Raw genomic sequence first — 13440 nt, 5'->3', positions numbered from 1 at the left:
GGCGGTAAGCCCTTGCCGCTTTTGACGCCGAAGGCTCGGCTTCCTCGCTTATATCCTTGTAAATCAAGCTCTTGATGCGTCTGGCACGACACTTGCTGCTGTGTGCGCAAGCAGACTGTACCCGACAGAGGGCAGATCAATGAGCATCAGTTTCGACAAGGCATTGGGCATTCACGAGAAGGCGTTGGGCTTTCGCTCGCAGCGTGCCGAGGTGCTGGCCAACAATATCGCTAACGCCGATACCCCCAATTACAAAGCCCGTGATCTCGACTTCGGTAGCGTGCTTGCCGAACAGGCGGCGCGTAGCCAGGGCAGCTTCGGCGTTACCCGAACCAGCGAAAAGCACATCGCCGCCGAAGGGGTGGAGATCGCCGATGCCTCGTTGCGCTTTCGTACGCCGGCACATCCCTCGCTCGACCAGAACACCGTCGATCTGCAGATCGAGCAATCCAACTATGCGAAGAATGCCGTGGATTTCCAGGCAAGCTTCACCCTGCTCAATAGCAAATTCAAAGGGCTGATGAATGCCCTGCGCGGCGAATAAAGGAGTGCTTCATGTCTCTTAGCAGCGTTTTCAACATTGCCGGTAGCGGGATGAGTGCACAGAGCACTCGCCTGAACACAATTTCCAGCAACATCGCCAACGCCGAGACCGTTTCGTCAAGCGTCGATCAGACTTACCGGGCACGCCATCCAGTATTCGCCACCGTCTTGCAGCAGGCCAACGGCCAGCCCGACCAGTCGCTATTCGCCGGCCAGGACCAGGCCGGGGTTGGCGTTCAAGTGCTGGGCGTGGTCGAGGACCAGAGCGAGTTGCAGGCCCGCTACGAGCCCAATCATCCAGCCGCCGACGAAAGCGGGTATGTCTATTACCCGAACGTCAATGTGGTGGAAGAGATGGCCGATATGATTTCGGCCAGTCGCGCCTTCCAGACCAACGCCGAACTGATGAACACGGCCAAGACCATGTTGCAGAAAGTGCTGACGCTGGGTCAGTGATAGTTACGAGAGCGCACTATGAGCACTACGAACGGCGTCGGTGGTACCGGCTCGATACTGGATCAGTACCAGTTTGGTGAAAACCGCGAAGCCAAAGGCAACGAGCTTGGCAAGAACGAGTTCCTTGAGTTGTTGGTCGCCCAGATGAACAACCAGAACCCTCTGGAGCCTCAGGAAAACGGCGAATTCATTGGTCAGCTAGCGCAGTTCAGCACCGTGGAAGGCGTCGAGAAGCTCAACTCGAGCATGCAGACAATCCTGTCTGGCTATCAGTCATCTCAGGCGCTGCAGGCCTCGTCGCTGGTAGGCCGAAAAGTCATTGTGCCGAGTGACAAGGCTGTGGTCGATACCAGCGAGACCTTCAAGGCCAGCCTGGTGTTGCCGACCTCCAGCAGCAACGTTTTCGTGAACATCTATGACAGCACCGGTGCTTCGGTCGGGCGCGTGAACATGGGGCAGCAGGAAGCCGGCAACGTGTCCTTCATGTGGGATGGCAAGGACTCCAGCGGCAATGTCTTGCCGCCCGGTACCTATCGCTTCGAGGCGCAGGCTACCTATCAAGGCGAAACCAAAGGGCTTTACACCTTGCTGCCGGCGAACGTCGACAGCGTGACGCTTGGGCAGAACGGCGGGGAGCTGATGCTCAACCTTGCCGGTATCGGCAGCATCGGCCTCTCCCAGGTCCAGATCATCGGACAATAACCGCCGGCACCTCGGCAAAGGAGCGATTCCATGTCCTTCAATATCGGTCTTAGCGGTCTTCGTGCTGCGAGCAAGGATCTCAACGTCACCGGTAACAACATCGCCAACGCCGGTACCGTGGGCTTCAAGCAGTCGCGTGCGGAGTTCTCCGACGTCTACGCGGCTTCAGTGTTGGGCACCGGCAAGAACCCGCAGGGCAGCGGTGTGCTGATGTCCAACATCTCGCAGCAATTCAACCAGGGCAACATCAACTACACCCAGAATGCACTCGACCTGGCAATCAACGGCAACGGCTTTTTCCAGGTCAGCAACAACGGTGCGGTGAGCTACACCCGCGCCGGTTACTTCGGTACCGACCGCGAGGGTTTTCTGGTCGACAATTTTGGCTACAAGCTGCAGGGCTTCCCGGTCGACGGTAACGGCAATCTGCAGAATGGCGTCGTGGGTAATCTGCAGGTGCAGACGACCAATCAGGCGCCAAAGGCCACCAGTCAGATCGATACGGCGTTCAACCTGAATTCGACGCAGAAATCGCCAGCGACCTGGCAGGCTACCTACGACGCCGAGCTGGCGAACACCGGCGATGCGAATCTGGCGCTGGCCGCCGCCGGCGCGACGTTCAATCCCACCGACCCAACCACCTATAACAGCTCCACCTCGCTGAATATCTACGACTCCCAAGGCAATGCGCACGTCATGACACAGTACTTCGTCAAGACGAGTGCGAATACCTGGGACATGAAGGTCCTCATCGATGGGCGTAATCCCGCCGATCCTGCCCAAGAGCCACCGCAGCCCTACGTCATGGGTCTTGCCTTCGATTCGTCCGGTGCGTTGACGTCGGTCGACAACGGTGGCTCCACGCTCTTCAGCGTATCGCCGGACCTGAAGGTGACGCTGAACTCGGCCACAGGCAATCCGCCATCCGGAGGCTGGATACCGGCCATATCGAACGGTGCGACGCCTGCTACCTGGGCGGCTAACGGCGCGCTCGCCAACCCAGATGGAATCGTCCTCGACTTTTCCAAGTCGTCGCAGTACGCCAGTGCTTTTGCCGTCAACAATGTCGCGCAGGATGGCTATACCACCGGTGAACTGGCCGGCCTGGAAATCGACGATACCGGTGTGATCTTTGCGCGTTACACCAATGGTCAGTCAAAGGTGCAAGGGCAGATCATTCTGGCCAACTTCGCCAACGTCCAAGGCTTGACTCCGGTCGGCAAGACGCAGTGGGTGCAGTCGTTCGAATCCGGCGAGCCGGTGGTCGGCACGCCTGGCTCGGGTACGCTGGGTGCGCTACAGGCCGGTGCGCTGGAAGACTCGAACGTCGAGTTGTCTGATCAGCTGGTCAACCTGATCGTGGCTCAGCGCAACTATCAGGCCAACGCCAAGACTATCGAAACCGAAAGCGCGGTGACGCAAACCATCATCAATCTGCGCTGATGACAGCGGCAACGAATAATTGCCGCTGACGGCAGTATTCCGCCGCTAATAACGAAAAAGGCCCGTGAGGGCCTTTTTCGTTTGTAAAACTTTCTTTGTGATCAGCAGGTTATGGTCAGTTTGTAGGGGTGGCATGCGCCTTGCATTTTCGTTCACAACAGAATCGCTAGTGTCAAACTCGCGTCTCGGAGAAGCCGATGGACAAGATGCTCTACGTGGCCATGACCGGTGCCAGCCAGAATGCGCGGGCCCAGCAGGCTCATGCCAACAATCTGGCGAATATTTCCACAACCGGGTTTCGCCGGGATTTTGAGCAGGCGCGCTCGATGCAGGTTTTTGGTGACAGCCATCCAGCGCGGGTTTATGCAATGTCGGAGCGCCCAGGCACCGATTTCACGTCGGGGACGCTCCAAGAGACCGGGCGCGATCTGGATCTCGCTGTCGAAGGCGAGGGCTGGATTGCCGTCCAGGCTCCGGATGGCAGCGAAGCATATGTCAGGACCGGTAGCCTGAATATTGACGTACTGGGCATGCTGCGTACGGCCGATGGTTTGCCTGTACTTGGCAATGGCGGGCCGATCGCAATTCCTCCAGAGGAAAAGGTCGACGTTGGCCAGGACGGCACCATCAGCATCCGCGCCCTGGGGGAGAACCCGAACATCGTGGTCACGGTGGACCGGATAAAGCTGGTCAATCCCGATCCGGAGCAGCTGGAGAAGGGCACCGATGGTCTGATTCGGCTGAAGGACGGCCAGCCCGTCGAGGCCGATGCCAACGTTCGGGTGGTATCTGGATTCCTGGAAACCAGCAACGTCAACGCGGTAGCCGAGATGACGTCCATTCTGGCCTTGTCTCGCCAGTTCGAACTGCACGTAAAGATGATGCGCACCGCCGAAGATGATGCGGCTGCCATGGCGCGCGTACTGCAACTCAGCTAATAGCGTGGCGCCAGCGGCGCACGAGGAGAAAGCTCATGCTTCCAGCACTTTGGGTCAGCAAGACCGGTCTGTCCGCTCAGGACATGAACCTGACGACCATTTCCAACAACCTCGCCAACGTGTCCACCACCGGCTTCAAGAAGGACCGTGCCGAGTTTCAGGACCTGCTCTATCAGATTCGCCGCCAGCCCGGTGGCCAGTCCAGTCAGGACAGCGAGTTGCCGTCCGGCCTGCAGCTGGGTACCGGTGTGCGAGTGACCGGCACGCAGAAGATTTTTACCACCGGCAGCCTGCAGACCACCGAGCAACCGCTGGACATGGCCATCAATGGACGTGGTTTCTTTCAGGTATTGCTACCCGATGGCACTGTTTCCTACACCCGCGACGGTAGTTTCCATCTGAGTTCGGACGGCCAGTTGGTGACCTCCAATGGCTATGCGCTGGAGCCCGCCATCGTTGTTCCGCCGGAAACCCAGACTTTCACCGTGGGTGAAGACGGTACCGTGTCGGTGACCACCGTGGGTAATCCGCAGCCGCAGATCATCGGCAACATCCAGACCGCCGATTTCATCAACCCGGCGGGTCTGCAGGCCATGGGCAGCAACCTGTTCCTGGAGACTGCTGCGAGCGGCGCGCCGCAGGTCAGCACGCCGGGTCTCAACGGCCTGGGCACGGTGCTGCAGAACACTTTGGAGAATTCCAACGTCAGCGTAGTCGAGGAGCTGGTGAACATGATCACCACGCAACGTGCCTACGAGATGAATTCCAAGGTCATTTCCACCGCTGACCAGATGCTGTCGTTCGTCACGCAGCAGCTCTGATCGCGGGTTTGCCGTTGTTTGCGGGTAGGCACCAGCGCTTCCCGCTGTAGTTTCGATGGCCTGTCATGGCTTGAGGTGTTTATGAGCCGTTTGCTGATTGTTGTCTCGCTATCCTCCGCCCTGGCGCTGGCCGGATGTGTCGCTCCTGCGCCAAAACCGAACGATCCGTACTACGCGCCGGTGTTGCCGCGTACGCCACTGCCGGCAGCACAGAACAATGGTGCGATCTACCAGGCGGGCTTCGAGACCAATCTCTACGACGACCGCAAGGCATTTCGCGTAGGGGACATCATCACGATCACCCTCAATGAGCGTACCCAGGCGAGCAAAAATGCCAGCTCGAAGATTTCCAAGGACAGTAATGTGGAAATGGGCCTTACATCGCTCCTGGGCAATGCGGTGAGTGTGAATAACCCTGCTGCGGGGCTCCTCCGTGACGGCGGTCCGCTTTCGTTGGATACGCAGTTTGGCGGTTCCAGCTCGACCAATGGCGCCGGCCAGGCTGGACAGAGCAACAGCCTGTCCGGTTCGATCACTGTGACCGTCTCCGAAGTACTGCCCAATGGCATTCTGGCCGTACGCGGCGAGAAGTGGCTGACCCTCAACACCGGCGACGAGCTGGTACGTATCGCCGGCCTTGTGCGTTCGGATGATATCTCTACCGATAACACTGTTTCCTCGACGCGCGTGGCTGATGCACGCATCACTTACTCGGGCACCGGTGCTTTTGCTGATGCGAGCCAGCCGGGATGGCTGAGCCGTTTCTTCGTTAGCCCGCTTTGGCCGTTCTGAGGGGCATGAAGATGATTAGAAAAGCCATCGTCTTTCTCGCCTTGCTCGCCATCGGTGCGTCAGCTCATGCCGAACGGCTGAAGGATGTCGCGACCATTCATGGCGTGCGCAGCAACCAGCTGATCGGCTACGGCCTGGTCGTCGGCCTGAACGGCAGCGGTGACCAGACAACCCAGACGCCATTTACGGTGCAGACCTTCAACAACATGCTGGCGCAGTTCGGCATCAAGGTGCCGGCCGGCGGCAATATCCAGCTGAAGAACGTCGCCGCGGTGTCGATTCATGCCGAGCTGCCGCCGTTCGCCAAGCCGGGCCAGACCATCGACATCACCGTCTCGTCGATCGGCAACGCCAAGAGCCTGCGCGGCGGCAGCCTGCTGATGGCGCCACTCAAGGGGATCGATGGCAACGTCTATGCCATCGCCCAGGGCAACCTGGTGGTGGGCGGCTTCGATGCCGGTGGTGCCGACGGCTCGCGGATCACCGTCAACTCGCCGTCAGCGGGCCGTATCCCGGGGGGCGCGACGGTCGAGCGACCCGTGCCGAGCGGCTTCAATCAGGGCAACACGCTGACGCTGAACCTCAACCGTCCGGATTTCACCACGGCCAAGAACATTGTCGACCAGATCAATGACCTGCTCGGCCCGGGCGTGGCTCAGGCCTTGGATGGCGGCTCGATCAGCGTGACTGCGCCGCTGGATCCGAGTCAGCGGGTAGATTACCTGTCGATTCTGGAGAATCTTGAGGTCGAGGTCGGCCAGGCGGTGGCCAAGGTCATCATCAACTCGCGTACAGGTACCATCGTTATCGGCCAGAACGTGCGGGTCCAGCCGGCCGCGGTTACCCACGGCAGCCTGACGGTCACCATTACCGAAGACCCGCAGGTAAGCCAGCCCGAGCCGTTCTCCGATGGGCAGACCGTGGTGGTACCCAACTCGAAGGTGAAAGCCGAAGAAGAAGCCAAACCGATGTTCAAGTTCGGCCCGGGCACCACGCTGGATGAGATCGTCCGGGCGGTGAATCAGGTGGGTGCTGCGCCCAGCGACCTGATGGCCATTCTGGAAGCCCTGAAGCAGGCTGGCGCGCTGCAAGCCGATCTGATCGTGATCTAAGGAAAGCGACATGGAAAACCGACTCGGCAGCGGGGCGCGCGCCCTCGACAGCGGCAGTTACAACGATCTCAATCGCCTCAGCCAGCTCAAGGTCGGCAAGGACCGCGATGGTGAGGAGAACGTGCGCAAGGTTGCGCAGGAATTCGAGTCGTTGTTCCTCAACGAGATGCTCAAGTCGATGCGCTCGGCTACCGAAGTGCTGGCCAAGGACAACCCGCTGAACAGCCAGGCGACCAAGCAATACCAGGACATGTACGACCAGCAGCTGTCGGTCAGCCTCTCGAAGGAGGGCGGCGGCATCGGGCTGGCGGACGTGCTGGTGCGCCAGTTGAGCAAGCAGACCGAGACGGTGACGCGCAACAACCCGTTTGCCCAGGTGGCCCGGACCGAAGGCACGGCCTGGCCGAGCAAGCCGGCAGCGGCTGCCGCGGTCGAAACCGGCCGGGATGATTCGCGCCTGCTCAATCAGCGTCGGCTGGCGCTGCCGGGCAAGGCGAGCGATCGTCAGCTGGCCAACGTATCGGCGGCCGCCCCGACGACAACCGGCGAAGGCGCGCAGCCGCTGGTCAATGTCGACTGGAAGCCCGCCACGGCGTTCGTTCCGCCGAAAGACCGGCCGTTGACGGTCAATGGCGTTGAGAAGAGCGCGCCCAGTTCGCCGAGCCAGACGCGCTTCAGTTCTTCCGAAGAGTTCATTACCACCATGCTGCCGATGGCCGAGAAGGCTGCCGAGCGCCTGGGTATCGAGCCGCGATTCCTGGTCGCGCAAGCCGCGCTGGAAACCGGCTGGGGCAAATCCATGATCCGCCAGGCCGATGGCAGCAACAGCCACAACCTGTTCGGTATCAAGGCAACCGGCTGGAAAGGTGCCTCCGCCACCGTAACGACCACCGAATACGTCAACGGCAAGGCGACCCGCGAGAAGGCAGGCTTCCGTGCCTACGATTCGTTCGAGCAGAGCTTCGATGATTTCGTCAGCCTGCTGGAAAACAACGATCGTTATCGCACCGCCATTCAAGTGGCGAGCAATACCGGCGATTCGGAGCGCTTCGTCAAGGAGCTGCAAAAGGCCGGCTACGCCACCGACCCCCAGTACGCACGCAAGATCAGTCAGATCGCGCGCAAGATGCAGACCTATCAAACCGTCGCCGATGCGAATTCGGTGCCCGCCATGCGGACCAGAGGCTAAATCATGGCTGACCTATTGAGTATTGGCCTGTCCGGCCTGGCTGCCAGCAAGACCCAGCTGTCCATCACCGGCCACAACATCACCAACGTCAACACGCCTGGCTACAGCCGTCAGGACGCGTCCCAGGCGATCCGTTCGCCGCAGTTCAGTGGTGCCGGTTACATCGGTTCGGGCACATCGCTGGTCGACGTGCGGCGCTCCTACAGCGAGTTCCTGACCAGCCAACTGCGCAGCAGCACATCGCTGAACCGCGACGTCGAGGCATACAAGAGCCAGATCGACCAGCTCGACTCACTGCTCGCCGGCACCACCACCGGTATTACCCCGTCGTTGCAGAGCTTCTTTTCGGCGCTGCAGACCGCGGCCGAGGACCCGGCAAATATTCCGGCGCGCCAGTTGGTGCTGGCCGAGGCCGAAGGTTTGGCGCGGCGATTCAATACGGTCTACGACCGGCTCTCCGAGCAGAACAATTTCACCAACAAGCAGATGGCCGCGGTCACCGATCAGGTCAATCGTCTGGCTGGCAGCATCGGAAGTCTCAACGAGGCGATTGCGGTTGCTGCAGCCAACGGCAAGCAGCCGAACGACCTGCTCGACGCGCGCGATGAAGCGGTTCGCCAGTTGTCCGGTTATATCGGCGTGACGGTGGTGCCGCAGGACGACAGTAGCTTCAACATCTTCATCGGCAGTGGTCAGCCACTGGTGGTTGGCAGTGCGGCGGCGCGGCTCGAGGTGGTCCCGGGACAGGGCGACCCCAACCGTCATGAGGTCCAGTTCGTGAGCGGCGGATCCCGACAGGGCATCACCTCACAGATCACCGGTGGCGAGCTGGGCGGCCTGATTCGCTATCGCGAGGAGGTGCTGGATTCGACCATGAACTCGCTGGGCCGTCTGGCGCTGGCGGTTAGCGATCAGGTCAACACGCAGCTCGGGCAGGGGCTCGATCTGAAGGGGCAGGTCGGTACGGCATTGTTCGGCAACTACAACACCGAAGCGCTAGGCAAGCTTCGGGTTAACGCCTATGCCGGTAACAGCAACGCACAGCCGGTAATGAACATCACCGATACCAGCTTGCTGACCACCAGTGACTATCTGATGGAATACGACGGTAGCAGCTACAAGGTAAGGCGCCTGAGCGACAACCAGCTGATGACCGTTACGGACAGCGTACCGCCTGGCACGTTGTCGATCACTGACAAGGACAACAAGAGCCAGGGCTTCCAGATTGTGCTCGGCAGTCCGGCGCCGGCGGCTGGCGACAAGTTCAGTCTCCAGCCAACCCGCCGGGGTGCGTCCGACATCCGGGCAACGCTGGACCAGGCCGATCAACTGGCGTTCGCGGCGCCGGTACGTGCGCAAAGCACACTGCAGAATAGCGGGACGGGTGTGATTGGGCAGCCGAATCTGCTGTCTGCACCATCGCCGATCGATCCGGCTGCGCTGTCGGCTGCCTTCGAAGGCTTGACGCTGACCTATGACGGCACTGGATTGACTCTTCCCACTCCAGCGCCTGCCGGGCTTACGCTTTCGCCTGCCACCATCACGGCGGGACAGACCAATACGCTGAACCTGACGCTGACCACTGGAACCGCGCCGAACCAGCAGCAGTACAGTTTCGAACTCACTGTCAGCGGCAGACCCTCAACCAACGATACCTTCACGCTCAACTACAACCAGAGTGGCGTCTCGGATAACCGCAATGCATTGAAGCTGGTCGATCTGCAGACAAAGCAGACTGTTGGCATCGACGCTGCTGTGAATGGCTCGGGGTTCAGCTTCACCGACGGTTACGGCGAACTGGTCGAGCGAGTCGGTACGCTGACGGCCCAGGCGCGAATGGACAGTGAAGCGACGGGCTCGATCCTCAAGCAGGCGACCGACAACCGTGACTCGCTGTCGGCGGTGAACCTGGATGAAGAGGCGGCGAATCTGATCAAGTTCGAGCAGTACTACAACGCCTCGGCCCAGATCATTCAAGTTGCCCGTTCCTTGTTCGATACATTGATCAGCTCCTTCAGGTAATAGGCCCGCCCATGCGCATTTCCACCCTGCAAGCGTTCAATAACGGCGTCGCCGGTCTGCAGCGCAATTACGCCAACGCGACCCGCACCCAGGAGCAGATCAGCACTGGCAACCGCATTCTCACGCCAGCGGATGATCCGGTCGCGTCCGTGCGTCTGCTGCAACTGGAGCAGCAGCAGAATGTGCTGGGTCAGTACAACGCCAATCTGACGGCGGCTAAGAACAGCCTCACCCAGGAGGAGGTCACGCTCAATTCGGTGAACACAGTGCTGCAGCGCGTGCGGGAGCTCGCCGTGCAGGCGGGCAATGGAGGTCTGAGCGCTGAAGACCGCAAGTCTATTGCAGCCGAATTGACCGAGCGTGAAGACGAGTTGCTGTCCCTGATGAACACCCGCAATGCGCGCGGCGAGTACCTATTCTCCGGTTTTCAGGGCAAGACGCAGCCGTTCGTGCGCGCAGGGGACGGCAGCTATAGCTACCAGGGTGACGAGGGACAGCGGAAACTGCAAATTGCCAGTTCGCTCAATATCCCGATTAGCGACAACGGCAAGTCGATATTCGCAAATGTCACCAATGCTGGGCGTTTGTCCGTTGGTCCTGTAATCGGTGCGACAGGAACAAGTACGCTCTCCGTCTCGGCTCCACTGGTCAGCGATGAGGTGGCGTTCGCCGGAGCCGAACCGTTTCCGCCAGAGGGCATCGAGCTCGAATTCCAGGCTGACGGTAAATTCGTCATCTATCAGTTACCTAGGGCGGTAGCGCCGGATACCGACACGGTGCTCGAGAATGGCATGGCGATGGATAGCGACCCCAAAAAGAGTGACAAGCTAGTGTTTCGTGGCGTTACTGTTCACTTGGACGGGATGCCGGTTGGGGGGGAAAGAGTGGCGGTCGTCCCGGGTACGATCGAGAGTGTGGACGCGAGTGGCAATATTACTCGCGGTCCTATACAGAACAAGCAAGGCATTCTCGATACCATCGCCAATCTTCGCTCTGCTCTGGAAGAGCCTACTACAAGCAGTGGTGGGGTCCGTGATGCAGTCGCCGTAGCCCTGACCAATCTCGACCACGGCATGATCAGCGTCGATGCGGCTCGCGGCAACATCGGTGCTCGCCTGAACGTCATCGAGACGACTCAGACCGACAACGAGGACGTCACCCTGGTGAACAAGTCCGTTCAGGCCGAGCTGCGTGAGTTGGACTATGCCGAGGCGCTTTCGCGTTTGTCGTTCCAGACAGTGATTCTCGAGGCTGCGCAGCAGAGCTACGTGAAAATCAGCGGCCTGAATCTGTTCAACGCCATGCGCTGAATAGTTTTGACGAGGTTCGCATAAACGCGGCTTGGTTTTGACATCGTCGGCGGGGTGGCTAGATTGGTTGGCGCGGAGCAGGAAGTCCCGCATAGCCACTTCAATTTCATAGGGATATGAACATGCGCAAAGCTTTTCTTGCTGCGGCTGCCTTCGCCGCCCTCTCCAGCGCCACTTCTTGCAGTTATGCCGCAACCCAATCGTCCCCCGTAGAGCAGGAGCAGGCCGTCGCCGTTCAGGCGTCCGTGAATCTGAACAGCGCCGATGCGGAGACGCTGGACCGTGAACTCAAAGGTATCGGCGCCACCAAGGCGCGGGCCATCGTCGCCTATCGCGATGAACATGGACCGTTCAGTTCGGTCGACGAGCTGCTTGAAGTGAACGGCATCGGCTCTGCAACTCTGGAAAAGATCCGCAGCCAGCTCAGCCTTCAATAAGCGAGACATCGGAGGGCCGGCTATCCAGGTTGGCCTTCCGTTTCCCTGCCGTGCGGCCGACACTCTTAAGGCCGAACGCTCTACTCAGCCATCAGTCAAAGTGTGTATGCAGCCATTGACAACTGGCGGTTATGCACATTCGTAATAGGCTGCTCAAGGTGCGCTGCCTCTTATTCCCAGCTGCCCTTCGCTTCGTCCTAAGTCATTGATTTTCAATGCTTTGGCTCGTTGGGTAAAAAAACACCGATCTGTCTGATGCCCCCGTAGATAGGGCTTTTGCGGCAGTCATCCATAAACTGTTCACAAGGTTATCCACAGGTTCGGTGGATAACGTCCTGAACGTCAGGGATGACGCAGGTTGGAGGCGAAGCATATGAAAGCTCCCTGGAATCTGATGCGTTACTTCCCGCTCGCGCAACGCTTGATCAGAGCGGGCAAAATACCTGCGCTTTTACTCGCCGTGGCCCGCAAATCATCGCGGCGGGGTCTGGTGAAGGGGCTTCGTGAAGACCTGAAGCTGTTTCAGGCGCTCTGCGTGGCGTGGTGGCGCGGCGAATACCGAGCCGTCAGTCCGCAGGCGCTGGTAGCTGTGGTGGCAGGGCTGCTCTATTTCATTACACCTATTGATGCCATTCCCGACTGGCTGCCGGGCCTCGGCTTCATAGACGACCTGGCGGTACTGGGCTGGATCATGCGCAAGTGGTCAACCGAACTGGATGCGTTCCGTAGCTGGAAACAGGCGCAGACGCCCGCGCATCAGGCAGAGATGGACCGCCTGCCGAGCCTGGATGAGTCCCGAGCAGATCATGCGGTCCGCTAAGGTCGCTGTCTGCAAGCGGCCCGCTGGTCGGTCGCGACCATGCAATTGCGGCATTGATCCCGATTCACCGCCTAGCGCACCGGCAGGGTAGCTTCAACCAGCTCCGCAGGCTGTTAAGATTCCGCCTCTGATTGCACAAGCCTGGGGAAAACGGATGAATGTTCAGGTCATCATGCGCGACGGCTCGCCGGAGTATGCCGTACTGCCTTGGGACGAATATCAGGCGCTTCTGAGGGCAGTCGGTGCACGCGCGCCGGCTGATTCCGGTCAAACCTCCGGTCCCGAACAGGCGCCCTCTCTCAGCCGGCTGACCACACTGCGAGAGGCCAAGGGCATGAGCGTAGAGCTTCTGGCCCGAGCGGTCGGTATCAGCCCGGCCTATCTGGATCTGATTGAAGCTGGCGAGCGTGAGCCGGGTGGAGCGATTCGGCGAGCGCTGGCCAGGGCGTTGGAAATCGCTGGCTGGGAGGATGACGCTTGAGCCAGAGTGCCACCGTATCCATCAGCCGGCAGCACTGGCAGGCATTGCTCGACGAACTGGATGATGCACGTCACCAGCGTCATCTGGTGACCTATCGCGCCCTGGTCGAACGGCTCCAGTTGCCGACTCCAGCGATGCAGACGCTAACCGCCGCGCTGGAGTATCTGGCTGCGCTCGATGCGCGCTCGGAGCGTCCGTTGCGCAGCGCACTGGTCATCAGCCAGGGGGCGAGCCGCCTTCCGCGAACCGGCTTTTTCGAATGTGCCGCACGGCTAGGACGCTTTAACGGACCCGCCGATGGCTCTGCCGCCGCCTCCTGGCATGCAGGCGAAGTGGCCCGGGTGTTTGAATTCGACTATCCGGAGGTTCCCTGA

Annotated in this window: 15 protein-coding genes; all 15 read left to right on the top strand. The window is 60.0% G+C overall.

Going from position 1 to position 13440, the window contains the following annotated elements; translation table 11 throughout:
• Positions 1-139 precede the first annotated feature (139 nt).
• The 15 genes from flgB (at position 140) to ACX1DW_RS09930 (ending at position 13440) form a co-directional block, all read left to right on the top strand.
• Positions 140-544: a flagellar basal body rod protein FlgB gene (flgB, locus tag ACX1DW_RS10000; RefSeq protein WP_102840772.1), complete on the top strand. Its 405-nt coding sequence runs from the start codon at positions 140-142 to the stop codon at positions 542-544.
• Between the two features lie 11 nt (positions 545-555).
• Complete coding sequence (gene flgC, locus ACX1DW_RS09995; RefSeq protein WP_063541363.1) at positions 556-999, top strand: flagellar basal body rod protein FlgC; 444 nt, start codon at positions 556-558, stop codon at positions 997-999.
• A gap of 18 nt (positions 1000-1017) precedes the next feature.
• Complete coding sequence (gene flgD / locus ACX1DW_RS09990) at positions 1018-1701, top strand: flagellar hook assembly protein FlgD (RefSeq protein ID WP_063541364.1); 684 nt, start codon at positions 1018-1020, stop codon at positions 1699-1701.
• Positions 1702-1731: 30 nt separating this feature from the next.
• The gene (flgE, locus tag ACX1DW_RS09985; RefSeq protein ID WP_110777730.1) at positions 1732-3144 is read left to right on the top strand and encodes a flagellar hook protein FlgE; all 1413 of its coding nucleotides are present in this window, start codon (positions 1732-1734) and stop codon (positions 3142-3144) included.
• Positions 3145-3341: 197 nt separating this feature from the next.
• Entirely contained in the window at positions 3342-4082 is a 741-nt protein-coding gene (flgF, locus tag ACX1DW_RS09980; protein ID WP_270052880.1) for a flagellar basal-body rod protein FlgF, read from the top strand.
• A 35-nt stretch (positions 4083-4117) separates the two neighbouring features.
• On the top strand, positions 4118-4903 hold the full coding sequence (gene flgG / locus ACX1DW_RS09975; protein WP_013982233.1) for a flagellar basal-body rod protein FlgG: 786 nt from the start codon (positions 4118-4120) through the stop codon (positions 4901-4903).
• A gap of 81 nt (positions 4904-4984) precedes the next feature.
• Positions 4985-5695: a flagellar basal body L-ring protein FlgH gene (flgH, locus tag ACX1DW_RS09970; RefSeq protein ID WP_102840775.1), complete on the top strand. Its 711-nt coding sequence runs from the start codon at positions 4985-4987 to the stop codon at positions 5693-5695.
• 11 nt (positions 5696-5706) lie between these two features.
• Positions 5707-6807, top strand: coding sequence for a flagellar basal body P-ring protein FlgI (locus ACX1DW_RS09965; protein ID WP_152481019.1), 1101 nt, complete (start codon positions 5707-5709; stop codon positions 6805-6807).
• A 10-nt stretch (positions 6808-6817) separates the two neighbouring features.
• Positions 6818-7996 carry a flagellar assembly peptidoglycan hydrolase FlgJ gene (flgJ, locus tag ACX1DW_RS09960; RefSeq protein WP_458993310.1) on the top strand — a complete coding sequence of 393 codons (1179 nt, stop codon included), beginning with the start codon at positions 6818-6820 and terminating at the stop codon, positions 7994-7996.
• 3 nt (positions 7997-7999) lie between these two features.
• Complete coding sequence (gene flgK / locus ACX1DW_RS09955) at positions 8000-10018, top strand: flagellar hook-associated protein FlgK (protein WP_458993309.1); 2019 nt, start codon at positions 8000-8002, stop codon at positions 10016-10018.
• Between the two features lie 11 nt (positions 10019-10029).
• Entirely contained in the window at positions 10030-11328 is a 1299-nt protein-coding gene (gene flgL, locus ACX1DW_RS09950; protein WP_133455984.1) for a flagellar hook-associated protein FlgL, read from the top strand.
• A gap of 122 nt (positions 11329-11450) precedes the next feature.
• The gene (locus tag ACX1DW_RS09945) at positions 11451-11765 is read left to right on the top strand and encodes a ComEA family DNA-binding protein (RefSeq protein WP_458993308.1); all 315 of its coding nucleotides are present in this window, start codon (positions 11451-11453) and stop codon (positions 11763-11765) included.
• A gap of 373 nt (positions 11766-12138) precedes the next feature.
• Positions 12139-12585, top strand: coding sequence for a YkvA family protein (locus tag ACX1DW_RS09940; protein WP_063541370.1), 447 nt, complete (start codon positions 12139-12141; stop codon positions 12583-12585).
• Between the two features lie 154 nt (positions 12586-12739).
• The gene (locus ACX1DW_RS09935; protein WP_102840779.1) at positions 12740-13066 is read left to right on the top strand and encodes a helix-turn-helix domain-containing protein; all 327 of its coding nucleotides are present in this window, start codon (positions 12740-12742) and stop codon (positions 13064-13066) included.
• Positions 13063-13440, top strand: a complete 378-nt coding sequence (locus ACX1DW_RS09930; RefSeq protein WP_133455982.1) for a hypothetical protein — start codon at positions 13063-13065, stop codon at positions 13438-13440. The genes ACX1DW_RS09935 and ACX1DW_RS09930 overlap by 4 nt, the downstream gene beginning before the upstream one ends.

The organism is Stutzerimonas sp. KH-1 (assembly GCF_054483855.1).
The sequence above is the reverse complement of the archived record's forward strand: the minus strand, read 5'-3'. Positions and strand labels throughout refer to the sequence as shown.